The 22,937-nt window shown below is 72.5% G+C and carries 22 protein-coding genes; 11 read left to right on the forward strand and 11 right to left on the reverse strand.

Annotated elements, in window-relative coordinates; genetic code table 11:
• Positions 1–58: 58 nt before the first annotated feature.
• Positions 59–466: a hypothetical protein gene (locus tag ACIPJI_RS32255; RefSeq protein WP_402250337.1), complete on the reverse strand. Its 408-nt coding sequence runs from the start codon at positions 464–466 to the stop codon at positions 59–61.
• Between the two features lie 349 nt (positions 467–815).
• On the opposite strand from ACIPJI_RS32255, the gene ACIPJI_RS32260 reads away from it, so the two are divergent.
• The 5 genes from ACIPJI_RS32260 (at position 816) to ACIPJI_RS32280 (ending at position 2,726) form a co-directional block, all read left to right on the forward strand.
• On the forward strand, positions 816–1,376 hold the full coding sequence (locus ACIPJI_RS32260; RefSeq protein WP_402250338.1) for a DUF5994 family protein: 561 nt from the start codon (positions 816–818) through the stop codon (positions 1,374–1,376).
• Positions 1,377–1,380: 4 nt separating this feature from the next.
• Positions 1,381–1,674 carry a hypothetical protein gene (locus tag ACIPJI_RS32265; RefSeq protein ID WP_356620834.1) on the forward strand — a complete coding sequence of 98 codons (294 nt, stop codon included), beginning with the start codon at positions 1,381–1,383 and terminating at the stop codon, positions 1,672–1,674.
• 171 nt (positions 1,675–1,845) lie between these two features.
• On the forward strand, positions 1,846–2,202 hold the full coding sequence (locus ACIPJI_RS32270) for a PRC-barrel domain-containing protein (protein WP_307707467.1): 357 nt from the start codon (positions 1,846–1,848) through the stop codon (positions 2,200–2,202).
• Positions 2,203–2,238: 36 nt separating this feature from the next.
• Positions 2,239–2,406, forward strand: a complete 168-nt coding sequence (locus tag ACIPJI_RS32275; RefSeq protein ID WP_356620835.1) for a hypothetical protein — start codon at positions 2,239–2,241, stop codon at positions 2,404–2,406.
• 152 nt (positions 2,407–2,558) lie between these two features.
• Entirely contained in the window at positions 2,559–2,726 is a 168-nt protein-coding gene (locus tag ACIPJI_RS32280; RefSeq protein ID WP_402250341.1) for a hypothetical protein, read from the forward strand.
• A 62-nt stretch (positions 2,727–2,788) separates the two neighbouring features.
• On the opposite strand, the gene ACIPJI_RS32285 is transcribed toward ACIPJI_RS32280, so the two are convergent.
• The 8 genes from ACIPJI_RS32285 to ACIPJI_RS32320 all read right to left on the reverse strand — a co-directional run bounded on the left by ACIPJI_RS32285 (position 2,789) and on the right by ACIPJI_RS32320 (position 14,007).
• The gene (locus tag ACIPJI_RS32285) at positions 2,789–3,508 is read right to left on the reverse strand and encodes a TrkA family potassium uptake protein (RefSeq protein ID WP_307707465.1); all 720 of its coding nucleotides are present in this window, start codon (positions 3,506–3,508) and stop codon (positions 2,789–2,791) included.
• Positions 3,501–4,874 carry a TrkH family potassium uptake protein gene (locus tag ACIPJI_RS32290; RefSeq protein ID WP_402250343.1) on the reverse strand — a complete coding sequence of 458 codons (1,374 nt, stop codon included), beginning with the start codon at positions 4,872–4,874 and terminating at the stop codon, positions 3,501–3,503. Before ACIPJI_RS32290 ends, ACIPJI_RS32285 begins: the two co-directional genes overlap by 8 nt.
• Positions 4,875–5,322: 448 nt before the next feature.
• Complete coding sequence (locus ACIPJI_RS32295; RefSeq protein WP_356620838.1) at positions 5,323–5,931, reverse strand: pentapeptide repeat-containing protein; 609 nt, start codon at positions 5,929–5,931, stop codon at positions 5,323–5,325.
• 27 nt (positions 5,932–5,958) lie between these two features.
• On the reverse strand, positions 5,959–10,668 hold the full coding sequence (locus tag ACIPJI_RS32300; protein ID WP_402250345.1) for a putative T7SS-secreted protein: 4,710 nt from the start codon (positions 10,666–10,668) through the stop codon (positions 5,959–5,961).
• A gap of 3 nt (positions 10,669–10,671) precedes the next feature.
• Positions 10,672–11,322: a hypothetical protein gene (locus tag ACIPJI_RS32305; RefSeq protein WP_402250347.1), complete on the reverse strand. Its 651-nt coding sequence runs from the start codon at positions 11,320–11,322 to the stop codon at positions 10,672–10,674.
• Entirely contained in the window at positions 11,322–11,744 is a 423-nt protein-coding gene (locus ACIPJI_RS32310) for an SseB family protein (protein ID WP_402250349.1), read from the reverse strand. Before ACIPJI_RS32310 ends, ACIPJI_RS32305 begins: the two co-directional genes overlap by 1 nt.
• Before the next feature lie 135 nt (positions 11,745–11,879).
• Positions 11,880–13,229 (reverse strand): SGNH/GDSL hydrolase family protein, encoded by a 1,350-nt coding sequence (locus tag ACIPJI_RS32315; RefSeq protein WP_402250350.1) that lies wholly within the window; start codon positions 13,227–13,229, stop codon positions 11,880–11,882.
• Positions 13,230–13,260: 31 nt separating this feature from the next.
• Positions 13,261–14,007 carry a polysaccharide deacetylase family protein gene (locus tag ACIPJI_RS32320; protein WP_402250352.1) on the reverse strand — a complete coding sequence of 249 codons (747 nt, stop codon included), beginning with the start codon at positions 14,005–14,007 and terminating at the stop codon, positions 13,261–13,263.
• A gap of 482 nt (positions 14,008–14,489) precedes the next feature.
• Between ACIPJI_RS32320 and ACIPJI_RS32325 the strand changes: the two genes are divergently transcribed.
• Positions 14,490–15,449 carry an alpha/beta hydrolase gene (locus ACIPJI_RS32325; protein WP_402250354.1) on the forward strand — a complete coding sequence of 320 codons (960 nt, stop codon included), beginning with the start codon at positions 14,490–14,492 and terminating at the stop codon, positions 15,447–15,449.
• 13 nt (positions 15,450–15,462) lie between these two features.
• Here the strand turns inward: ACIPJI_RS32325 and ACIPJI_RS32330 are convergent, their stop codons facing one another.
• Complete coding sequence (locus tag ACIPJI_RS32330) at positions 15,463–16,701, reverse strand: helix-turn-helix domain-containing protein (protein WP_356620845.1); 1,239 nt, start codon at positions 16,699–16,701, stop codon at positions 15,463–15,465.
• Between the two features lie 27 nt (positions 16,702–16,728).
• On the opposite strand from ACIPJI_RS32330, the gene ACIPJI_RS32335 reads away from it, so the two are divergent.
• Positions 16,729–18,057: a PHB depolymerase family esterase gene (locus ACIPJI_RS32335; RefSeq protein WP_402250356.1), complete on the forward strand. Its 1,329-nt coding sequence runs from the start codon at positions 16,729–16,731 to the stop codon at positions 18,055–18,057.
• A 107-nt stretch (positions 18,058–18,164) separates the two neighbouring features.
• Here the strand turns inward: ACIPJI_RS32335 and ACIPJI_RS32340 are convergent, their stop codons facing one another.
• Positions 18,165–19,886: a ricin-type beta-trefoil lectin domain protein gene (locus ACIPJI_RS32340; RefSeq protein ID WP_402250358.1), complete on the reverse strand. Its 1,722-nt coding sequence runs from the start codon at positions 19,884–19,886 to the stop codon at positions 18,165–18,167.
• Between the two features lie 313 nt (positions 19,887–20,199).
• On the opposite strand from ACIPJI_RS32340, the gene ACIPJI_RS32345 reads away from it, so the two are divergent.
• From ACIPJI_RS32345 to ACIPJI_RS32360, 4 genes are all read left to right on the forward strand, one after another.
• Entirely contained in the window at positions 20,200–20,967 is a 768-nt protein-coding gene (locus tag ACIPJI_RS32345; protein WP_356620848.1) for a DUF72 domain-containing protein, read from the forward strand.
• Between the two features lie 151 nt (positions 20,968–21,118).
• Positions 21,119–21,688, forward strand: coding sequence for a potassium channel family protein (locus ACIPJI_RS32350; RefSeq protein ID WP_402250360.1), 570 nt, complete (start codon positions 21,119–21,121; stop codon positions 21,686–21,688).
• A gap of 105 nt (positions 21,689–21,793) precedes the next feature.
• Positions 21,794–22,690 (forward strand): SAM-dependent methyltransferase, encoded by an 897-nt coding sequence (locus tag ACIPJI_RS32355; RefSeq protein WP_402250362.1) that lies wholly within the window; start codon positions 21,794–21,796, stop codon positions 22,688–22,690.
• Positions 22,691–22,794: 104 nt separating this feature from the next.
• Positions 22,795–22,937, forward strand: a 143-nt coding sequence (locus tag ACIPJI_RS32360) for a helix-turn-helix domain-containing protein (protein WP_402250375.1), incomplete at its 3' end; no start/stop codon positions are given.

The raw sequence follows: 22,937 nt of genomic DNA on the forward strand, positions 1-22,937 counted from the left end.
GGCCAGTTCTTGTGCCGGTTCGAGGGCCATTCACGCGGAGGGGCCCTCGGCCCCGGATCTACGCGGTGCGCCTGCTCCGGCGTCCGTCTCGTGTCAGACAGGCGATCACCGCGGCGACGCCCGCGGTCACCGCGAGGCTGCCGACCATGACCATCACCACGCCGACCATGAAGAGGCCGCTGGAGTCGTCGGACCAGTCGTAATAGGCGGCGGCGGTCAGGCCGACCGGTATGCCGGCCACAGCCGCGATGTAGTCCCGGGAGACCGCCCCGTACACCAGCGCCAGCAGGGTCAGCACCAGCCCGATCACCTGCCATGCCTCGTACGGGCCGGTCGTCGTGCCGTCGGGCTGCACGTCGCGCTGCTGGTCCCAGCCCAGCCAGGCGGCCCACGCCCCGGCCGTCACCGTGGCCAGTACGAGGCCTGCCGCAAGCTGGGGAAAGAGTTTCACAAGTCCTTGTCGCATGGTCCAAGCGTCCTGGCTAGCGTCATGACCGGCCAGGGCGCACGTACTCATCTCTGCCCAGGTACTTCAGCCACCCGCGTGAACTGCTCCCCGGCTCGAGCCCGGTCCCGGCCGCCGGGCACGAGGAGGACCGGCGTCCCGGCGGACAGGTGACGTGCAAAGGGCCGGCACCGGCGGATCCGGGCCCCCGTCCAGGAAGTTGCCCGGTCTTACACCCGTCAACGAACCGCCGACCGGAGTACGGTGGGGGTACCGGGAGTACCTCGTACACCAGCTCCCCTGCTGGTGCCGTTCTCGGCGAGCAACAACACCGGGACGTCGAAGACGAGCCCGGGGGCAGGTCCGCGTCATGACCGCGACCATGGAACGCACAACCATCACCGAGCGGCTCGTGCCGTCGCCACCGGTCCGTCTGTCACTGGTGCGGGCGGGCTCGGTCCCAGGGCTCCTGGACGGTGCCTGGTGGCCCCGCTCCCGCGACCTCTACCGTGAACTCCCCGCTCTTACGGACGCGCTGGACACCGCCTGGGGCCGGGTCACTCGTGTCACGGTGAACCCGACCCACTGGCCCGTGATCCCGCGCAAGGTGCGCGTGACCGGGCACACCGTGCACGTGGGCTGGTTCGCCGACGAGCAGGACCAGAACAAGCTGATCGTCCTCTCCTACACCACAGGTCGCATGGACCTCCTGGTGATCCCGCCGGAGACCGATGCGGCCGCAGCCGCCCGGCTCATGTCCGCCGCTGCCGCTCCGGGGGGCCTTCTCACCGCCAGCAGGCTGATGGCCGACGACGAGGTCCGGGACGGGACGGAGACCCGGATCCGGGAGGAAGACTGGGAAACCGACGGCGGCGCCGGCTCGGCGGGCAGGAGCCCGGTCGAACTCCTCGACTCCTCCCGAGGGAGGTGAGGACATGGGAACCATCATCACAGTCGCCCTGATCATCGCCATGATCGGCGTGGGAATGTTCCTCATCCACCGGCTCAACGCACAGCACGGCGCCAGGATCGCGGCCTTCCACTACAGCGATGCCCTGCCGGGAACCGGCCGGTCGCGCGGTAGGAACCGACGATCGGCAGAACCCGCCGGAGCGCCCACCGTCGACGCCCGCGAGCAAGGTGCCGGGGCCGCGGACGACATCGGCCCTTCCCGACCGGAGACGCCGGGTACGGCGGGACGGCCATCCACCCCGCGCACGTCTTCCTGATGAGCGCGCTCCCCATGAAGTCACCGGAGGCCCGATGCCGGAAAGTCGCACGAGGCATAGCATGAATGTGGGTCGGCACACTCTCACGTGCGACCGACCCGGAAGGGCGGCCCCGGTGTGTATACGCCGGGGTCGTTGCGCCGGTGCCGTCCCGCCCGCAGGGAGCAAGGCATGATCCATTCAGCCGATATTCGCGAGTGGCGCGACCAGGACGTCGTCGACCCGAAGGGGCACAGGATCGGCGCCCTCGAAGCGATCTACGTCGACACCACCACCGACGAGCCGGCCATGGCCACCGTCCTCACCGGATTCCCCTCCCGTCGGCGCCTGGTCTTCGTCCCCCTCGACGACGCGATTCTGGGACCGGGCTACGTGAAGGTCGCGCACTCCAAGAGCCTGGTGAAGAACGCTCCTGCCATGGGAACCGACGACGTCCTGCCCGCCGAGGAGGAGGAAGCGGTCTTCAAGCACTACGACCTGGCCTACCGGCCGGGCGCCAACGGCGAGCGACAGCTCGCGCGCCGCTGACGGCGCCGGGCCGGCACCAAAGGAGGTGTTCTCGGTATGGCGTTCATCCTGTTCCTGCTTCTCGTGGCCGTGATCCTGGGCATCATCGGCGTAGTGGTGGAGGGTCTGATCTACCTCTTGATCATCGGCATCGTGATCGTCGTGGCCGAGGTCATATTCATCGCCGTGCGATCCAAGAGCTCCGGGCGACGCCGCGTCCGCTGAACACCGTCAATCCCGTCGAAGCACGGTGAGCCGAGGCCACCGGGACGAGGCGGCGCCGCCCCTGGTCAGCGGATACGCCGAGCGAGGGGCGCCGGGTGCGCCCCCGGGGCGGGGCTCGCGACGGCCGGTTACGCGAGGGGACCCGGCTCGGAATGAGCGTCCGTACCGTGGCGACCCACCTGAAGAAGGTGTCCGACGCGCTGGGCAGCACGAGCCGGGCCCGACTCGCCTGTCTGACCGCCGAGAGCGGTCTGCTGCACGGGTCCCCGAGCCCGGACCGCCGCTGCGGCACCGGTCAGCACGACTCACGGCACGACTGATCACGGCGGACGCGGGGGCACGCCGGTGACCCCGTGCGGAGGGCTCGTCGGCGGCCGCCACGTCAGCCGAGCGCCGCGAACGTCTCCACCGCACGGGTCTTGCCGGTGACGACGATGACGTCGCCCGACTCGACGACCGTCTCCGCGGTGGCGTACGTGAAGTCCTGGCCAGGCCGTTTGATGCCGACCACCGTCACCCCGTACTTGGAGCGGACCGCGCTCTCGCCGAGCGGGATGCCGGTGGCGATGTCCGGCGCGACGGTCTTCACCAGGGCGTAGTCGTCGTCGAACTGGATGAAGTCGAGCATCCGGCCGGTCACCAGGTGCGCCACCCGCTCCCCCATGTCGTGCTCGGGCAGCACGACATGGTGGGCACCGAGCCGTTCGAGGATCTGGCCGTGCTGGCGGCTGATCGCCTTGGCCCAGATGTTCGGCACGCCCGCCTCGAGCAGGTTGGAGGTGATCAGGATGCTCGCCTCGATGTCGCTCCCGATGCCGACGACCGCGCTGGTGAACTCGTGCACGCCGAGCTGCTCGAGCACTTCGGGGTCGGTGCAGTCGGCGACGGCGGAGTGCGTGAGCGCGTCGCTGTGGCGCTGGACGAGCGTGGCGTCGGTGTCGATGCCGAGAACGTCCCAGCCGCGCCGGGTCAGTTCGTGTGCCAGGGAGCTGCCGAACCGGCCCAACCCGATCACGGCGACCCGCTGGTCGCTCAGTTCGGGGCGCCGGCCGGCGTGGCCCTTGCGGCTGCGACGGCGAAGGGCGTTCAGGTACTTACCCAATGACAGGTCGCTCCTCGGGTAGCTGGTAGCGGCGGGTCCGCTCGCGCAGCGCGAGTGCCGACACCAGGGTGACCGGCCCCAGCCGGCCGACGAACATGAGCAGGACGAGCACGAGTTGTCCGGAGACGGGGAGGCCGGCTGTGATCCCGGTGGACAGGCCGACGGTCCCGAAGGCGGAGACCACCTCGAACAGCACGGCCTCGAAGGGTGCTTCGACGAGGGTGAGGAGGGTGAGGGTGGCCGCCATCACCAGCCCCACGCCGAGCAGCGCCACGGTCAGCGCCTGGCGCAGGACGTGCGGCGCCAGCCGCCGTCCGAGGATCCCGGAGCTGGGCTCGCCCCGCACTTCGGCCAGGATCGCGACGCCCAGCACCGCGAAGGTGGTGACCTTGATGCCGCCGGCCGTGCCCGCGCTGCCGCCTCCGATGAACATCAGCGCGCAGGTCATCAGCAGCGTGGAGGCCTCCATCGCACCGATGTCGAGGGCGTTGAAGCCTGCGGAGCGGCTCATGGCGGAGTGGAAGAAGCCGTTCAGCAGCTTCTCGTCCCAGTCGAACGAGCCGAGTGTGAGCGGGTTGGTCCACTCGAGCAGGCAGGTGAGCACGGTCCCCGTCAGCAGCAGGACGGCCGTGGTCATCAGCGTCAGCCTGGTGTGCAGCGACCAGCCGCGGCGGCCAGTCCTGCGGCGCCGCTCACGATGGCGGAGCAGTTCCAGCAACACGGGGAAGCCGATGCCCCCGAGGATGACGGCAGCCGCGATCGGAAGGGTCACCCAAGGGTCCTCCGCGTAGCGGGTGAGGCTGTCGGCGTGGAGGCTGAAGCCCCCGTTGTTGAAGGCGGCCACCGCGTGGAAGAAGCCGAGGTACACCGCGTCGCCGACGGACTCGTCGTACCCGAACCCGAAGCGCAGGGCGAGTACGGCACCGACCACGAGTTCGACGGCGGCAGTGGTGCCCGCGACGCCGATCAGCACGCGACGCACGTCCCCGATGCCGAGGCTCTTCGTCTCCGCCTGGGCCGTCAGCTGCATGCGCAGCCGCAGCTTCCCGGAGACCAGCAGCGCCAGCAGGGAGGCCATCGTCATGATGCCGAAGCCGCCGACCTGGATCAGGGCGAGGATGACTCCCTCACCGAATCCGCTCCAGTAGCTGCCGGTGTCGACCACCGCGAGCCCGGTGACGCACACGGCCGCGGTCGCCGTGAAGACGGAGGTCACGAACCCGGTGGCGCCGCTCTGCTCCGAGGACAACGGCAGTGACAGCAGCGCCGTCCCGAGCAGGATCACCCCCGCGAACGCCGCGACGACCGTGCGTGCGGGATGGACGGTCGTCAGCGAGTGCCACAACCGTGTCGCGCGTCCTGCCACGGCGGTCACCCTTTCGCGTGTCCCTGCCACGACCGCTCTTCCCGCGCGCGGCCGGTTGCGCGGCACGCCGGGCCGGTCGCCCCGGCGGCGGTCACCCTACCCGCGGCGGGACGCTCGGTACGTGAGCGTCCGGGCGCCTCGGCGAGCCGTGCCCCGTACGCCGGAAGCACGCCGGCAGGAGGGCACCGGCAAGGGCCCGTACACACCGGATGGTCGGTGTGCACGGGCCCTTGGCCGTGCCCCGTTCCCGCGCGGGCGGGAGCGGGGCGGTGTCGCGCGGTCAGACGGAGGTCTTCACCGACTCCGCCTCTTCGTCGTCCTCCGGGCTCTCGCCGGCCTTGCGGGCGCGGACGAACTCCAGGCCGACGACCGGCTCGGTCCGGCCGTGTCTCATCCACAGGGACGGGCGATGATCACAGTGCGTGGCGAAGGCCGCTCGCCGGGGAAGTCAGGGCCGCAGGGATCCGCGGCGCACACCGTCCGTCCGGGTGCCGGTCATGACCGCCCCGTCGGTCCTCGCCCCGATGAGCACGGCGGAGGACAGATCCGCGTCCGTGAGGTCCGCGTCCGTGAGATCGGCCGCCAGGAGCTTGGCCCGGCGCAGCGACGCGCCGCGCAGTGTGGTGCGCACCAGACGGGCGCGCGACAGCACGGCGTCGTCGGCCCGGACGTCACGGAGGTCGGCCCCCGTGAGGTCGCTGAGACCGGCGTTCACCCCGGTCAGCGTCGCGCCCCTCAGGTCCGCGCCGGTGAGGTCCGCGCCGGTCAGTGACGCGTCGGAGAGGTCGCAGCCGCGCAAGGAGCACTCCCGCAGGTCCGCGTAGCCGAGGTAGACGCCCTTGAGGTCCGTGCCCGTGAGGTCGGTGCCGGCGAGCGGGATGCCTCCGAGGTCGTTCTCGGTGCCCCACGGCTGCGACCACTCACGCAGCAGGCCGTGCCAGTCGCCGCCGCCCACCAGCGCCGCACGCAGACCGGCGAGGACGTCGGCGTTCTCCGGCCGGGCCCACCGGTCCCGCAGCTCTCTCGCGTGGCTGTTGTCGTCCGGTGGTGTGCTCATCGCCTGGCGCTCCCGGGGGCGGCTTGGTCACCGTTGACCGATCTGATGGAGGAACCCCTTCACACGGTCCAGGTGGTAGACGGTCTCGTCGTGCTTCTTGAGGAGGACTTCCAGGCCCCGTTCGGTCATACCGTCAGGCAGCCGTTCCATCTCCTTCCACAGTATCCGACGGACGTTCTCCAGCCCTTGCTGTGCCTGCGTCAGGTCCTTGACGTGGTCGAACGGCGTCCCGTCCGGTTTGCGTGCCACGACCTCGCCCGCCGCCTCGCGTCTGGCCGCCGAGTAATGGTTGTGATTCGGCTCCGAGTTGATACGGCCGATCGGGTCGGCCTTGATGTTCTCCAGCTTGTTGATGGCGTTCATCGCCTCGTCGCTGAGGCCCAGCCCCCGGTAGGGCGAAAGACCCAGCGGGTCGGACCAGGTGAACGGGTTGTGGACGTAGGCGGCCGGGTTGGGTGCCGGGGACAGGCCGAGCGGGTCGGGCGTGAGGTAGCGGGCCGTCTCCGGGTCGTACTGCCGGAAGTAGTTCTGGTGGAGGCCGGTCTCCGGGTCGTAGTACTGGCCGGGGAAGCGCAGCGGGGTGTAGGCGGTGGCGGACCTGGTCCAGGTCGTGGTGCCCCAGAGCGTGGCGCGGGTGTGCCAGGCCACGTCACCCGATTCGTCGACGAGTTCGGTGGGCGTGCCGACGATGTCCGTGACGATGGCGAAGAAGCGTTCGTCGACGGCCTGTTGGGACGCGTCCGCGCCGAGCATGCGCTCGGTCTGGGCGAGCGGCTGCGCACCGTGGTGGTCCCAGGTCAGGACGACGGGGCGCGGCAGTTCGGGGGCGGTGGTGGTCTGTTCGCACAGCGTCGCGCCGTCCCAGGTGAACAGCACCTCCTCGACCACGCTCTCGCCGTCGTCGGCCATGCGCTGCTTGGCCGTGCGGCGGCCCAGCGGGTCGTAGCGGTAGCGCCAGCGCGTCCCGTCGGGGGTGGTGACGGCCGTGAGGCGGTCCTCCGCGTCCCAGGTGTAGTGCCAGGTGTCGGCCTTGCGGGACAGCCGGGTCTTTCTGCGCAGGGTGATGCGGCCGGCGGCGTCGTGTTCGTAGTGCACAGACCCGGCACGGGTGATGGTGGTGCCGGTGTAGTCGCGGGGGCCGGTGGCCTCGTGGCCCGGGTGGCCGGCGGGCCAGGAGGCGGAGGTCTGGTTCCCTGCCTCGTCGTAGGCGTACGTCTCCGACCAGCCTGCGGCCGTCACCGCAGTGACCCGGCCGGCCGGGTCGAGGTCGAAGCGGAAGGAGCCCCGGAGGGTGTCGTCGAGTGCGGTGAGGTGACCGTCGGCACGGTAGGTGTAGGCCCGGCGGTTGATGGTGCGGGCGCCGGTCGTGAGGTGCTGGCCGGCCAGGCGGCCGGTCTCGTCCCAGATCGACGCCAGGGCGAGGGAGTCGCCGAAGACGCGCCGCAGCTCGCGTCCCGCCGCGTCGTGGGTGAAGGAGACGCGATGCGTGCCGCTGGTGAGGTGCGTGGGCCGGCCGGCGGCGTCGTAGCCGTAGGTGGTGACACGGCCGGTGGGAGTGATGCGGCGGACCCGGCGGCCCACGGAATCGTAGGTGTAGGTGAGGGGGCGGCCGTCGACGAGCTCGGCCTTGAGATCCCCCCGGCGGTCGTACTGCTGGATCAGCTCGCTGTCCGGGCCGGTGGCCCGGACCATCCGCCCGGCGCGGTCGTAGGCGTAGGTGGTAACGGCGCCCGCCGCGTCCTTCCTGACGACCCGGTCGAGTTGGTCGCGCTCGTAGGAGACCGTCTGGCCGAGGGGGTTCGTACGGGCCGCGACCTGGCCGACGGGGTCGATCGTGTAGCTGACCGTCCGCCCGTCGAAGTCGGTCTCCGAGACCATCCGGCCGGCCGCGTCGTAGCTGTAGGACCAGGTCAGGCCCTGCGGGTCGGTGACCTTGGCGAGCCGCAGCGAGGCGTCGTGCTCGAATTCGTGGCGCACGCCGTCGGGGCCGGTGCGGGCGGCCGGCAGGTCGAAGTGGGTGTACTCGAAGCGGGTCGTCCGCCCGGTCGCGTCGGTGTGGCCGGTGCAGTTCCCCTCCCCGTCGTACGTCCACGACTCGCTGCTGCCGTCCGGGCGGGTGCGCCGGGCCAGCTCGCCGTCGGCGGTCCACTCGAGGGTGGTGACCGCGCCGAGGGGGTCGGTGATGCGGACGAGCCGGCCGAAGGCGTCGCGTTCGCACCGTGTGGTGCCGCCGAGCGGGTCGGTGACCTCCAGCGGCATGCCGGCCGCGTCGCAGCGGAAGGTGGTGACGGCGCCGAGCGCGTCGGTGGAGGAGACGAGATGCCCGCGGGAGTCGTACGCGTACCGGGTGGTGCGGCCCGAGGGGTCCGTGACCAGGACGCGGTTGCCCCGGTCGTCGAACTCCTGGAGCCAGCGCGTCCCGTCGGCCTCGGTGAACTCCACGGGCAGGCCCCGTTCGTCGCGGACCGTGCTGATCGTGGTGCCGTCAGGGTGCATGACGGCGAGCAGCCTGCCCGCCTCGTCGTACGTGTAGGAGGTGGTCCGCCCGAGGGCGTCGGTGCGGGTCAGTCGGTTCCCGCGCGCGTCATGGGTGTAGCGGGTGGTGTGGCCGAGCGGATCGGTGGTGGCCACGACCCGGCAGGCGCTGTCGATCAGATGGCGGGTGGTGCGGCCGTCGGCGGTGGTCAGCTCGGTCACCCGGTGTCCCGTGGCCGGGTCGGGAAGGCCGTAGGAGAGGGTGATCTGTACGTGGCCGGCCTGGCCGCCCTCGCCGATCACGCGGTCCTGGTCGTCGTAGGCGTAGTCGTACCGGCTGCCGTTGGAGTCGATCCAGGCGATCACCCGCCGGCGCTCGTCGTACTCGAACGTGAGCGTGGCCCCGGAGGGTTTGGTGACGGCGGTGAGGTTGCCGTCCGTGTAGCCGTAGGTGGCGACCGGCTGCTCGCTGCCGTCGGGGAGGACCAGGGACAGAGCGGTCACCCGGCCGTCCGCCGTGCCCACCGCGAGCCGGCGGCCCGCCGAGTGGACGAGCGCGAGCGGCGTGCCGAGCTCGTCGCGGTCGACGGTGACGCTGTGGCCGTTCCGGTCGCTGATCCGCTCCAGCCAGGCGTCCCCGTCGTCACCCGGTTCGGCGCCGGACGGAGCGGTGAAGTGGCGGGTCAGGCCGCTCTCCGGGTCGGTGACGGTGTAGTCTCCGCTCTCCTCGCGGGTGAGCAGACGGCGCCCGGTACCCGACTCGGGAAGGGTGGGGACCCCGGGCACCGGGTGGGGGTAGGTGAGCAGCAGGCCGTCGTCGGTGACGTGGACGACGCCCTTGGCGTCGATCTCCAGGCGTTCGTCGACGGTGGAGGACCAGGACGGCCCGAAGAAGCGCCCGACGTTGTAACCGGACTCGACACGGCGGGTGAAGGCGAGCGGCAGCGTGCCGGGGACGACGGCGTCGGTCTGCGGCAGGAACATCCGGCCGGACGCGAGGTCGACGGGGTCGGTCTCGTCGATCAGACGCCGGCCGTCGGGACGGTCGTGGGTGCCGTTCGGGACATCGTCGATCAGCCTGCGGGCACGGTTGGCGTCACTGGCCAGGTCCGCCGCTTCCGCGGCGACCCGGACTCCCTTGACCCCGGCCCCCGCGCCGCCGGTGGCCGCGGTGAGCAGCAGGTCGGGGACGAGCCGGCCGAAGCCCTCCGCGGGGTCCTTCATGAAGTTGTCGAGCATCTGCTTGCCCGCGCCCCACGGGTCGTTGGCGACCAGCACCAGCCCGGAGGCCAGGTTGTTCAGGTTGGTGAGGTACTCGGCGGGGTGGGTCAGGTTGTACGGGTCGGTGGGGTTGATGCCGCGTACGAAGGTGACGAGGCCGGCCGTTCCCTTGACGATGCCCGCGCCGAAGTGGGTCTGCATCACCTGCAGTTCCTCCAGGCCGTCCATGGCCTGTTCGGCGTACGACGGCTTGGGGGGCGCCGCGTCCCTGGCCGCCTGCACGGCGGTGCGCGCGGTGTCCGCCGCCGCGTTCCGCTGCTTGCGGGCCTCGGCCAGGATCTCCTGGGCCTCCTCCATCTGCGCCTTGCCCGGATCGCTGAACGCGCCCGGTTTCGGCGGCAGGGAGGAAGGGTCCCGCTGGTCCTCGGGCTGGGCGTTGTAGCGGTCGGCCGCGCTGTTGTAGTCGTCGACCTTCTTGTTGTGCGCGTCCAGCGCCTCCGACGACGCCTTGGTGCCGGCCTTCCACTTGTCGATGGCGGTCTGCGCCTGCCGCTGCGCCCACTCGACCGTCAGGGCGAAACTCGCCAGCGCGTCGGCCGCCTTGCCGAAGGCGTCCGCGCCCTTGAACCACTTCGGCGGCTCGATCGAGACCGTCTCGCGGAACGCGTCCGCCGCCTCACCCTTGATCGCGGAGGAGTCCAGGCCCTTCAGCCCCTCGCCCACGAGGTCGAACGACGTCTGAAGATCCCGCAGATGGGAGGCGGTCGTGCGCAGTTTGTCGGGGCTGCCGTAGATGAGCTTGGTCTTGTCCTCGGTCTGTCCGAGGTCCATCTCGTCGACCTCTGCGCCCATCCGGTTGGCCAGCGAACGGGACTGCTCGCGCACCCAGTCCGCGCCCGACTCCCAGCCCACGTCCTCGAGCCGATCGGCGGTCCAGTCACCGGCGTCCTCGACGCGGTCGCCGAGCCACTCGGTGCCGTCCTCGACCGCGTCCTCGACGACGTCCGGAGTGATGTCGCTGACGAAATCCCCGATGCCCACGGCTCAGTTCCCCCCGGTACCCGGCTGTTGCTGCTGGGCGGCCCGCTCCTCGGGAGACGGTCCGAACGTGTCGTCCACGGCCCGGTCGAACGCCCCTTGGTCCACGCCCAGCATCTCGTTCAGGATCTGCGACTGGCGCCCGCCGTTGCCCTCCGTCAGCACCGCCCGCCCGGTGTCCTTCCAGGTCTGCGCGGCGTCCTCACCCGCACGCTGGAAGGATTCCTGGCTCCAGTCGGGGTTCAGGTAGTCGGGTGTGAACACATCGCCCCAGTTCTGCTTGACGATGTCCTCCTCGGAGGCGTGCGGGTTGCCGACGGCGGCGTTCACCGCGATCTTGAAGGTGCCCTGGAGGTACTGGTCCTCCTCCCAGACCATCCCGGCGGCGAGTCCGAGCGTCGCGGCGATGGTGTTGGCGTCCTGGATCAACGCCCGCACGCCCCACTCCCAGCGCTCGCAGTAGTCCTCGAAGTCCACCGAGAGGCCGTGGTGTCCGGCCTCCATGCCGGTCATCGCCAGGTCGGAGAACCCCTTGCCGAGGACGGCCCCCGTCCCGGTGCCGACCTCCCGCAGCTCGGCGATCGCCGACCGCAGGCCCTGGGTGATCCGCTGGACGCTCTCCGGGCCGACCCGCAGGTCCTCCGCCCCGCCGCCCATCAGGCGGCCCCTTCCGCGGCCGGCGCGTCGACCGCGACGGCGTCGGGCACGATGCCGAGGGCAGGCGGGAAGACCATCGCCCCGTCCGGGTCGGCGACGTCGACGGCCACCCCGGCCGGTACGCCCATGGCCGGGACGATCTCGTCGAGCAGCCGTGCCCCGCGGATCTCGGCGAACTCCCAGGACCGGCCCGTCTCCTGGCCGTCCCCCGCGTCACGGGCGCGCGCGAACCGGGCGAGTGCCTCCTCGCTGGTGAAGGCGCAGATCCAGCGCACCCCGCCGAGCTGCGCCGTCCACAGGCCGCCCGCGTCGACAGGGACGAGGACCAGGGCGCGCCGCAACTCGCCCACCATGGCCATCGGATCGCCGGAGCCGTCCCGCCGCTCGGCGATCCGCTCCGCGAGTGCCGTACCGTCGCCCATCCGGAACTCCTTCCAGCCGCCAGGTGTCTTCCCGTCCCGTGTACGCAGGACACCACGCAGTCCTGAGGCCGGGCGGTTCCCCCGGGGCGCGAAGGTACCGGGCCCGGGCGGAGGCGCCCGGGCCCGGTACCCCGGTCAGCGCAGGAGGTGGAGCGGTACCGCCGCGGCCATCGCCTCGGCCCCGGCGTCGCCCGGGTGCAGGTGGTCGCCGCTGTCGTAGCGGGCGAGGAGGCGCTGCGGGTCGGCCGGGTCGCGCAGCGCCTTGTCGAAGTCGACGACCCCGTCGTACTCGCCGCTGGTGCGGATCCAGTGGTTGACGGCCTGGCGGGCGGCCTCGTTCTCGGGGCTGTAGAAGCCGAAGGTGTCGTTCTTGAACGGCAGGATCGTGCCTCCGTGGACCTTCAGGCCGCGCTCGTGCGCGCGGGCGATGAGCCGGCGGTGCCCGTCGATGAGGTCCGCCGCGGAGACCTTCTCCGACGGGGGCGCGACCGTGCCCGGGTGGCCGAGGTCGTTCACGCCGAGGAGCACGATGACGTGCCGGACCCCGGGCTGCGCGGCGACGTCGCGGTCGAAGCGCCGCAGCGCGCTCTGTCCGAAGTACGCCGCGAAGTTCTCCGCGTCCGACCCGGCGGGTGGGTTCGGGTCGTGGAGAAGACGGTTGCCGCTGATGCCCTGGTTGAGCACGCCGACGGTGTACGGCCCGGGGGCCGCCTCCAGGCGCCGCGCCAGGAAGTCGGGCCAGCGGTGGTTGGCGTTCACGTCGGTGTCGGAGCCGTCGGTGATGGAGTCGCCGAACGCGACGACGGCCGAGGAGCGCCCCGGCCGGCCGCTGCTCACACTCACACCGGTCAGGAAGTACCAGCGGTCGACAGTGGCGGAGGCGTCGATGTCGGTCCGCCCGGTGACGTTGCCGGACGCGACGTAGTTGTGCTGGAAGGCGAACGCGTGGACGGTCGAGCCCGGGGTCCGCTCCGGCAGGTGGATGCTCACCACGAGGTCGGATCCCGCGGACACCCGCAGCGGGATCGGGTCGCTGACCGCCGGCGCGCCCGCGGGGATCGTCACGGACGTCCGGCCGCCGAAGGTGAGCGGCCGGTCGGTGCGCGGATCGATACGGGAGGCCGGTCCGTCGTGGGCCCGATGGGCGACCCGCGCCTCGCCGATCACCAGAGGCCGTTCGCCGAACTCGTTGGACAACCGGACCCGGATCCGGTCACCGCCGATGCTCGTGCGGACGGTCTGCCGGATCGTCTGGTTCTCGAACGCGGTGGTGTCCGAGGCCGGCACCGCTGTGGGAGTCGTCGACCAGGTGCCCGTCCAGGCCCCGCCGGCGGCGTGCCCGTCCGGCGCCGGCGGGGCGCCGGCCAGGGCGGAGGTGGCCGGGGCCATGGCCAGGAGCAGGGCGCCGGCGAGCAGGCCCAGCAGGTGACGGCCGGCTCTTCGTGCGCGGCCCCGGGCAGGGGACCACGTCGGTCGTGCTGTCATTCGCTGCCTCCAGGAGCGTCGTCGGAGCGGGTCAGCCTCGGCGGGCCGGCTTGTCGAAACGCCAGCCGTCGGCCCTGAGCACGGGGATGATCCGGTCGACGGCCGCCACGCTCTGGCTGCGGTCGCCGCCTCCGTCGTGCAGCAGCACGACCGCCCCCGGCGTGACGCCCTCGAGGACCCGGCGGACCAACTCGTCGGTGCCCGGCGGTTCCCAGTCGCCGATCGCCAGCCGCCATCCCAGCGGCTGCATGCCGAGCGCGGCCGCCACCTCCGGGCTCTTGCCCCAACTGCCGTAGGGCGCGCGGAAGTAGGGGATGCGTACGCCGGGGGCCGCCCGGCGGATCTCGGCGTCGGTGCGCTCGAGGTCCGCGCGGATCTCCTCCGGCGTCCGGCCGGCCAGGTCGTCGTGGTGCATGGAGTGGTTGCACAGGGTGTGGCCGCCGGCGACGATCGCGCGCACGAGTTCCGGATGCTCCCGGACGTGGTCGCCCCAGAGGCAGAACACCGCCTTGACGTGGTGCCTGCGCAGCACCTGGAGAAGGCGGGGGGTGTCGTCGGGGTCGGGTCCGTCGTCGAAGGTGAGGGCGACGCTCCTCCCGCCGTGCCGGGTGGACTCCACGATCGTGGCGTCGGCCCGCGCGGCGTGGGCCGGCGCCGTCGCGGTCAGGGCGCCCAGGCACACTCCGCCCGCGAGCAGCAGGGGCACCAGCCGGGGACGGTGAGGGAGGCGCGTGCGCGGTGGGACGGCGCCGGGGGTGGTGTTCGCCGAAGTGGTCAAGGTGGTCCCTCTCTTGGTGCCGGATGTCCGTGCGCCGGGTGGTGTCCGGTGTCCGTACGCGGGTGGTGTCCGTTGGCCGTCCCCTGCACGGGTGGTGTCCCGGGGCCGCGCGCGTCGTATCGCGGTCCGTGGAAGGAGCTGCGGCCCGGCGGCCTGGCGGGGGAGAACGTAGGGATCCCGCCGAGTGGGCGTCAAGAGCGGCCGGTTCCGCCGCCTCGAGCGCATTTGCGCAGGTGGGACGAGGTCTACGGGGCTGTTGAAGGCCGGCGGCGACCCGCAGGACGCCCGAAGAACGGACGGCTGTCGGTCCGGTGCACCCGTTGTCCCGACACACGTCTGATGACCTGGGAGAACGTGCGTGACACCGTCTCAGCACGGCGCCACGGAGTCGCGACCCCTTCAAGCCGCAGAGTCGCGCAGGCGCGGAGCCACGGAGCCGCGCGTGCACCGCGGCGTCACGGAGGACCGACCGGAGGAGGGGCATGCTCTCGCGCCACCGTTTCGATCCCGAGCTGGCCGCGGCGCTGCCGATGATGCCCGAGGTCGACATCACCGACATCGGCCGCGCCCGTGCCGCCCAGGCCGAGCAGCTGGCGGTGGCGGTCGCGGCGACGGACACGAAGGGGGTGGAGGTCGGCGAGGTCCTCGTCCCCGGAACGGACGGCGCACCCGCGGTGCGGCTGCGGACCTACCGGCCGCAGGGGTCAGGGGCCGGGCCGCTGCCCGCCGTCTACAGCATCCACGGCGGCGGTTTCGTCCTCGGGTCCCCGGACGTCGACCACGACTGGAACCTGCTGCTGTGCCGGGAGCTCGAGGCCCTGGTGGTCTCCGTCGACTACCGCCTCGCCCCCGAGCACCCGTTCCCCGCGCCGCTGGACGACTGCTACGCCGGCCTGCGCTGGCTGGCCGGGAACGCCGGCCGGCTCGGCGTCCGTCCCGACCGGATCGCCCTGTGGGGCGACAGCGCCGGAGCGGGTCTGGCCGCCGCGCTGACGCTGCTCGCCCGCGACCGCGGCGGGCCCGCACTGTGCTTCCAGCACCTGTGCAGCCCCGCGCTGGACGACCGGCTCCGGACCGCGAGCGCCCGGATGTTCACCGACACGCCCGTGTGGAACCGGCGCAGCGCCGCCCTCAGCTGGGAGGCGTATCTCGGGCCCGGCCTGCGCAGGAGCGCCGGGGTCTCCCCGTACGCGGCTCCCGCCCGCGCCACCGTCTCCGCTCTTCGCGGGCTGCCGCCCGCGTACGTCTCCGTGATGGAGTTCGACCCCCTGCGGGACGAGGGCGTCGCCTACGCCCGCGCCCTGGCGGCCGCCGCGGTGCCCACCGAGCTGCGGCTGATCCCCGGCACCTTCCACGGCGCGTGGGCCGTGGAGCACGCCGGTGTCATTCAGGGCGCGACCGCCGAGGCGGTCGCCGTGCTGCGACGCGCGCTGGACCGGTGAAGCCGGTGACCGCTCATCCGCCGCCGAAGCCCTCGCCGCCGTCGGCCAGCCGTAGGGCGTACAGCGCCAGTTGTGCGCGGAACCGGTCCTGCGGGTCGCGCAGCCGCCACCCGAGTTCTTTCTCGACGTGCGTGAGGCGGGCGGCCACCGAGCTGTGGTGCAGGTGGAGTTCGCCGGCCGCCTGCCGCAGCGAGCCCGTGCGGCAGAACGCGGCCAGGGCCGCCAGGAGTTCGCCGCCGTGGCCGGCCCGCTCGCGTTCGCCGCGTTCGCCGCGGGCCAGCCTCCCCAGCCGCCGTACGTCCTCCTGGGCGCGCAGCCGCTCCACCGGAATGTCCGCCAGCAGCGCGACGGGGCCGAGTTCGTCGTGGTCCACCACCGCCTCGCGCGCGCTGCCCGGCACGGCGAAGCGCAGCGCGGAACGCGCCTGTGCCCAGGAGGTACGCGCGTCCAGCGGGTCGGCGCCGCCGCCGACGCCCACCCGGATCCCCTGCGCGGTGCCGTGGGCGGTGCCACGCTCACGGACGCGTTCGTGCAGGGCCGACCGCAGCTCACAGGCCGTCGAAGCGGACCCGTCCCGGGACGTGCCGCCGTCCGGGAAGCCGCCCGCGGCGTCGCCCGCACGGCCAGGGCCCTCCAGGCGCTGCACCAGCACCGCCCCCAGCGACCCGGCCCGCGCCACTCTGACCGTGCCCCGCAGACCCCCGCGCCCGAGCAGCGCCACGGCCTCCATCCCCACGTCCGTCCCCGCCCGCCCGGCCACGGCGATCACCCGCAGCGGCGCATCGGGCGACAGGCCCAGCAGACGCAGCGCCCGGACGCGGTCCGGTGCGTCCTCCCGGCCGGAAAGCACCAGCTCGACCAGCGCCGGATCGGCCGCCTGGGGCACCCGGGACTGCCAGGGGCGGCCCGCCAGCACCCGGGCGGTGATGGCCATCCATTCAAGGACCAGTTCGTCGAACGGGCCCGGCGCCCCGGGCCGTTCCAGCCAGACCCCACCGGCCGGCTCCAGCTCCACCCGTCCGGAGACGTGCTCGGGCACGCCCCGGAGGGCGACGCCGTCAGGTCCGGACCGCGCCGAGCGGCCGTCGGGCAGTTCGAGTCCGGCCGGGCATCCGGCGAGTCCGGCGGTGGACCGGGCCAGGGACGCCGGTTCGAGACCACCGCCGAGCAGCGCCTCGAAGTGCGCGATCACGCGTACGGCGGTGGCGGCGTCCGCGTCGAGCGCGGACAGCCGCAGCAGCAGTCCCTTCACGGCAGGCAGTCTAGGAAGGACAGGTACATGACCGACAGATCCCCGCACGTGCCGACCACGGCCGGACGGCCGGTGAGAGCACTGCTCACAGCGCTTGTGGCCGCCGTCTTACCCCTGTTGTCGGCGCTCCTCGTCGCCGTAGCCGCGCCCCCGGCGTCGGCCGCCTCGCTGACGGAGGTGACGGCCTTCGGCACCAACCCGAGCAATCTGAGGATGCATCTTTATGTACCGGACAGCGTCCGCGAGCGTCCGGCCGTGCTGGTGGCCGTGCACTACTGCACCGGATCCGGCCCGGCCTTCCACTCGGGCACGGAGTTCGCGTCGCTGGCCGACCGGTACGGATTCATCGTCGTCTACCCGTCGGCGACGCGGAGCGGCAACTGCTTCGACGTCTCCTCGCCGCAGGCGCTGCGGCGCGACGGAGGCAGCGACCCTGTGGGCATCAGGTCCATGATCGCCCACGTCCAGCAGCGGTACGGCGCCGATCCGGGCCGGATCTTCGTGACCGGCGCTTCGTCCGGCGCCATGATGACCAACGTCCTGCTGGGCAACTACCCCGACGTGTTCCGGGCGGGCGCGGCCTTCATGGGCGTACCGCACTCGTGCTTCGCCACCACCGACGGCTCCGGCTGGAACAGCGCCTGCGCGAACGGCGCCGTCGACCGGACGCCGCAGGAATGGGGCGCCCTGGTCCGTGCCGCGTACCCCGGTCACACCGGGCCGCGGCCCAGGATGCAGATCTGGCACGGCACCGAGGACAGCACCCTGCGCCATCCGAACTTCGCCGAGCAGATCGACCAGTGGACCGACGTCCACGGCGTGAGCCGGACACCCGCGTACACCGACCGTCCGCAGCCCGACCGGACCCGCACCCGCTACGGCGCCACCGGCAGCCAGGCGCCCGTGGAGGCCATCAGCGTCCAGGGCGCCGGCCACACCCTGCCGACCGGTGGCATGGCGGCCGGCGCCGTCGCGTTCTTCGGACTGGACGGCACCACCCCGCCGCCGGACCCCGGTCCCAGCCCTGACCCCACCCCGGGGGCGTGCCGGATCGGCTGGACGACCAGCGCGTGGAACGCCGGTCTGACGGCGACCGTGACCATCACCAACACGGGCACCGCACCGGTCAGCGGCTGGACGCTGGCCTTCACCCTGCCGGCCGGCCAGACCATCACCTCCGGCTGGGGTGCGAGTTACAGCCCGAGCAGCGGCGCCTTGACCGCGAGGAACCTGACGTACAACGGGACGCTCGCCGCCGGGGCGAGCACGCAGATCGGCCTCCAGGCGAGCCACACCGGGAACACCGCGAAGCCGGCTTCCTTCACTCTGAACGGGGCCCCCTGCTCCACCGGTTGACGGCACCCGGTCCCGGCGGCGCCACCCGGGTACTGCCCTGCGGGACACCGGGCAGCCGGGGCGGGGACGACACCGGACACCGTGGACCGGTGGTCTTCTCGCGCGGGTCAGCGGCCGGCGGTCCAGCGCTGGTCGCTGTCCCCGTCGACCGGATCGAAGTCGAGGGTGCCGCCGCCGGAGTCCCCGAGCGGTTCGAGCGCGAAGTCCGGCGCGATCCGGGGGCGGACGGCTCCGGCGGAGTCGACGATGAACAGCAGGTTGAGACCGTTACTGCCGTGGACGGAGGAGCAGGACCAGATGCCCACACCCCGGTCCGTGGCACCGCGCGAGTCCAGGCAGTAGTCGGGGTCGGCGCTGCTGCGCAGGAGACCGACGGGCTCCAGCTTCCACCGCTGGCTCGGGGTTCCGTCGCACGGGGCGGTGAGGACGTCGGTGCGGTCCTCCATGACACCGCCCGCGATGTCCAGGCACAGGCCGGAGGCCGCGTTGACGACCTGGGTGTACCCGCTGCCGGCGGCGATGGGCACGGGCCGGGGCGGCGCGCTCTTGGAAGGAGCGGGCGGCGGGGGCTCGGGCGCCGGGGCCGCCGTCGTGGGTGCCGGGGTGGTGCGGCTCGGTGACGCCGAGGGCTTCTTCGACGGTGACGGCGACGGCGCGGCGGTCGCCGAGGACACGGCCGTGGGCAGGGTGGCGGGCGGCCGTGCCTCCCATCGCGAGGGCTCCTCCGCGCCGGCACGGTCACGGTCCCGTGCGGGAGCCGGGTCCCCGGACCCGGTCGTCACCAGGGTCCCGATGACGACGGCCGCCACCGCGAGCGCGACGAGGACGGTGAGCCGGGACGGCCGCCGCGCACCGTCGCCCACCGTCCCGCCGCTCAGTCGCAGGCGGCCGGCGGAGGCGTGCGGCACGGGCAGCGCCGCCGTCCTGGTCTCCCACCGTTCGATGGTGGCGGGTGCGTCGGCGAGCCGGGCCCGTACGGGGCCACCGGCCGCGTAGGCCGTGCCGCCCCACCGGAGCAGGCCCTCGGCGAGCACGGCCCGCGGGCCGGCCGCCATCCGGCTCAGCTCCCCGGTCAGCCGGGCGCAGCCGGCGCACTCGGCGAGATGAAGGGCCAGGTCGTTGCTGCGCCGCCCGTCCCCCGGCTGCGACGCCGCCTCGATGATGCGACGGAAGCCCTGGCACTTCCTGCTGCCGCTGTGCTCCAGATACGCCTGGATGTAGGCGCGGCGCAGCGCCTCCAGTGCCTTGGCCCGCAGCTCGGGGACCGTGGCCGGGCTCACCCCGACGAACGTTCCGACCGTGGCGTCCGGCTCGTCGTCGACCACCGCGTACCAAAGGACGCCCCTGGTCTGCTCGGGCAGCCGCTGAAAACCGGTCAGCATGGGGGACGTCGCCCGGAGCCGGGGCCGCGGGGAATCCGGCGGATACGGCGGCGCGACATCGGTGTTGTCGTCGAGCCACGCGGCGAAGCCGGGTTCGAGCCGGGCGCGGCGGCTGCCCGCCGCCCAGGTGAGCCCGATCCGCTGCAGCACCGTCAGCAGGTGTCGGCCCCAGCACCCTTCGGGGCCGATGCCCCGGCACGCCTCCTGGGTGGCGAGGTCGAAGGCCTGCACCGCCAGCTGGTTGCCTGCGAGGGTATTGCGACCGCAGAGCATGGCGTAGCTGCGCAGGGCCGGCATGTGGCGGCGCCTGAGCTCCTGGACGGCGGGATACGCGGACGGGGCGCCGGCGCGGATGCGTTCGGTCAGTTCCCCGTCGGGCAGAGCGGTGCAGCCGGCGTTCTCGGCCGCCGCGTCCACAACGGCCTTCTGGAGCTTCGGCTTGGACACCCTCTTGACTCCTCGTTCAGTGACGACGCGGCAGATCCGCCCGTCCGTGATCGGAGGGGCTCCCGTGTTACTGGCCGGAAACAGGACCCCATAGTGGAGCAGGGCCACCCGCCTGGAAAGTGTTCCCGCAGGTAACAACAGGGCCTGAACGGCCTTCTCCGGGGTCGTTCTTCCGGCCTTCTCCGGCCCGCGGCACGCGAGGCGGAACGAGCGGCGGAAAGGCCCGCGGCCCGGCCCGCGCCACCCACGCGGCACGCCGCCGGCACCCCCGTGGCGGCGATAGACCCCGCGCCGCGCGGGCAGGCATCAGCCCATGCCCATGTTGGTCGGAACCTCCGGTTGGCAGTACAAGGACTGGCGCGGCATTCTCTATCCGCCCGGCCTCCCGCAGCGGCTGTGGCTCGAGGAGTACGCCGCGCGATTCGCCACCGTGGAGAACAACAACGCCTTCTACCGGCTCCCCACCACCGAGATCTTCACGTCGTGGCGTGAGCGGACGCCGGACGGGTTCGTCATGGCGGTCAAGGCGAGCCGCTTCCTGACCCACCTGAAGCGGCTCCGGGAGCCCGCGGAGCCGGTGCACCGGCTGCTGGACCGGACAGCGGGCCTCGGCGACCGGATGGGTCCCGTCCTGCTGCAACTGCCACCGAACTTCAAGGCGGACACCGACGCACTGGACGCCTGTCTGAAGTGCTTCCCCCGCGCCGTCCGCGTGGCCGTCGAACTCCGGCACGCCTCGTGGTGGGAGGCGGAGCCCCGGCTCCGTACGGTGCTGGAACGGCACGGCGCCGCCCTGTGCTGGGCGGACCGCGGGTCTCGCCCCGTGACACCGCTGTGGCGGACGGCGTCATGGGGCTACGTACGCTTCCACGCCGGGCTCGCCCAGCCGCCGCCGCGCTACGGCCGCGCCGCGCTGCAGTCCTGGGCCGGCCGCATCACCGACGCCTGGCCCGACGAGGACGACGTGTACGTGTACTTCAACAACGATCCAGGCGGGGCCGCCGTCCTGGACGCGGCCCGGTTCGCGCGGGCCGCCGACGCGCTGGGCCGGACCGTGAGCCGTACGCCGGGGGGCCCGTGACCCCGGGCCGGACCATCACCCCTTGTGCCGCCCCGCCGGCCTGCCCGGCACAGGGTGCGTGCGCCGTTCGGCCGTGCCCGGATGGCGGCGGGCCGAAGGCCCGGCCGATCGTGGGCGACGACGGCAAGCGGGCGAGCGGGGAGGCACACGGATGGCGGACGACGGTGCGGCACGCCGGCCGGGGCGGGCCGGGCTGAGGCTGGCCGCCCTCTGTGTGGGCGGCCTCATGACCGTGGCGTACTTCCTTCTCCCCCTGGAGGAGCTCGGCCCCGACCGCCCCGCCGTCAGCTGGACCCTCTTCGCCCTGGCGCTGGTGTCGATCGCCCTGCTGCTCCTCTTCCAGGTCAGGGACGTGCTCACCCAGCGCCCCGGCACCCGCCCGGGCGTCGCCATCCCGCTGCTGATGTGCCTGTCCGTGCTCGTCTTCTCCGGCGCGTACCACACCCTCGCCAGGGAGTCGGGCGAGTTCACCGGCCTGAGCACCCGTATCGACGCCCTGTACTTCACCGTCGTCACCCTGGCGACGGTCGGCTACGGCGACATCCACCCGCGCGGCCAGAGCGCCCGCATGGTGACGGTCCTCCAGATCCTCTACACCTTCGTCTTCCTCACCGCCGCCGCCACCGCTCTCTCCCGCTGGCTCCGCACCCGCCTGACCTACCGCGGACAGGGCAGCGACCGGTCCGACGGCCTCGGCCCGCCGCCCGATGCGCCGCCGTAGCGGCTCCCCGCGCTTCGACCGGTTCGGCGTCCTCGACGGGCGGTACGGAGAAGGCCGGCCGGATACGGTCGGCCGTCCGCGGGGGCGAAGTAGGGTCGCCGCGACGTGGCCTGGCACACCGACAGCCCGGAAGAAGCGGGGGAACGCGCTGTGATCGACGAGCACCGGCCCGAGAAGGTCTCGATACCGTACGACGTGCCGACTTCCGCACGGGCGTACGGCTGGATGCTGGGCGGCAAGGACAACTACGAGGTCGACCGGGACTTCCTGCTGTCCACGCTGCCGGCCTTCCCGGAGTGCGTGGACATCGCCCGGCAGAACCGGCAGTTCCTTTTCCGCGCGGTCCGCTACCTGACCCAGGAGGTGGGGATCCGCCAGTTCCTGGACATGGGTTGCGGGCTGCCCACCGACGACAACGTCCATCAGGTGGCTCAGCGCTTCGCCCCGGAAGCCCGCGTCGCGTACGTCGACATCGACCCGATCGTGCTCGCTCACGGCCAGGCGCTGCTCGCCGACAGCGCGACGACCACCGTCATCACGGCCGACATGCGGGACCAGCAGTCGGTGATCGACCATCCCGACGTGCGCCGGCTGATCGACTTCGACGAGCCGGTGGCGGTGCTGTTCCTGTCCGTCGGCCACCACCTCGTCGACGCCGACGACCCGAGCCGGGTCCTGCGCACGGTCATCGACCGGGCGGCGCCGGGGAGCTACGTGGGCTTCTCCCATGTCGTCGCCGACGATCCCGCCCGTGGCGCGGAGATGACCGCCCACATCTCCGCCGGTGGCATCCCGTGGCAGACCCGCACCCCGGCGGAGGTCGACGCGCTGGTGGAGGGGCTGGTGCCGGTGGACCCTGGAATGGTCGACCTGGCCGACTGGCGTCCGGACCCGGATCAGCCGCCGCTGGCCCCGGTGCACCCGTCGCTGTCGCCCTACGTCGGGGCCACCAAGGACAACAAGGGCATCTACGAGTACGGCGGGATCCTGCGCAGGCCCTAGGTGTATTGATCACGAGCGTTGTTGACAGTCGCGGGTCTTGATCATGGCGAAGACCTCCGGTGTGGTGGAGGTGTCTAGGCTTCACACCACGCACGGAGGTCTTCGTGTCCCACCGTAATGCCCGGCTGACTGTTCACGGCAGGCGGCTGCTCGTCGACCGTGTCCGTTCCGGCCGCCCCGTGGCGCATGTGGCCGCGGAGATGGGCATATCACGCACGACGGCGCACAAGTGGGTGCGCAGGTTCGC

The sequence above is a fragment of the Streptomyces sp. NPDC086835 genome (genome assembly GCF_044745705.1).
In the GTDB taxonomy this organism is placed as follows: Bacteria; Actinomycetota; Actinomycetes; order Streptomycetales; family Streptomycetaceae; genus Streptomyces.

Excerpts from the sequence above, each read along its gene's own strand:
- ACIPJI_RS32255 (WP_402250337.1), bottom strand. The coding sequence starts at position 466 with ATGCGACAAGGACTTGTGAAACTCTTTCCCCAGCTTGCGGCAGGCCTC.
- ACIPJI_RS32260 (WP_402250338.1), top strand. The coding sequence starts at position 816 with ATGACCGCGACCATGGAACGCACAACCATCACCGAGCGGCTCGTGCCG.
- ACIPJI_RS32265 (WP_356620834.1), top strand. The coding sequence starts at position 1,381 with ATGGGAACCATCATCACAGTCGCCCTGATCATCGCCATGATCGGCGTG.
- ACIPJI_RS32270 (WP_307707467.1), top strand. The coding sequence starts at position 1,846 with ATGATCCATTCAGCCGATATTCGCGAGTGGCGCGACCAGGACGTCGTC.
- ACIPJI_RS32275 (WP_356620835.1), top strand. The coding sequence starts at position 2,239 with ATGGCGTTCATCCTGTTCCTGCTTCTCGTGGCCGTGATCCTGGGCATC.
- ACIPJI_RS32280 (WP_402250341.1), top strand. The coding sequence starts at position 2,559 with ATGAGCGTCCGTACCGTGGCGACCCACCTGAAGAAGGTGTCCGACGCG.
- ACIPJI_RS32295 (WP_356620838.1), bottom strand. The coding sequence starts at position 5,931 with ATGAGCACACCACCGGACGACAACAGCCACGCGAGAGAGCTGCGGGAC.
- ACIPJI_RS32305 (WP_402250347.1), bottom strand. The coding sequence starts at position 11,322 with ATGGGCGGCGGGGCGGAGGACCTGCGGGTCGGCCCGGAGAGCGTCCAG.
- ACIPJI_RS32310 (WP_402250349.1), bottom strand. The coding sequence starts at position 11,744 with ATGGGCGACGGTACGGCACTCGCGGAGCGGATCGCCGAGCGGCGGGAC.
- ACIPJI_RS32315 (WP_402250350.1), bottom strand. The coding sequence starts at position 13,229 with ATGACAGCACGACCGACGTGGTCCCCTGCCCGGGGCCGCGCACGAAGA.
- ACIPJI_RS32325 (WP_402250354.1), top strand. The coding sequence starts at position 14,490 with ATGCTCTCGCGCCACCGTTTCGATCCCGAGCTGGCCGCGGCGCTGCCG.
- ACIPJI_RS32335 (WP_402250356.1), top strand. The coding sequence starts at position 16,729 with ATGACCGACAGATCCCCGCACGTGCCGACCACGGCCGGACGGCCGGTG.
- ACIPJI_RS32345 (WP_356620848.1), top strand. The coding sequence starts at position 20,200 with ATGCCCATGTTGGTCGGAACCTCCGGTTGGCAGTACAAGGACTGGCGC.
- ACIPJI_RS32350 (WP_402250360.1), top strand. The coding sequence starts at position 21,119 with ATGGCGGACGACGGTGCGGCACGCCGGCCGGGGCGGGCCGGGCTGAGG.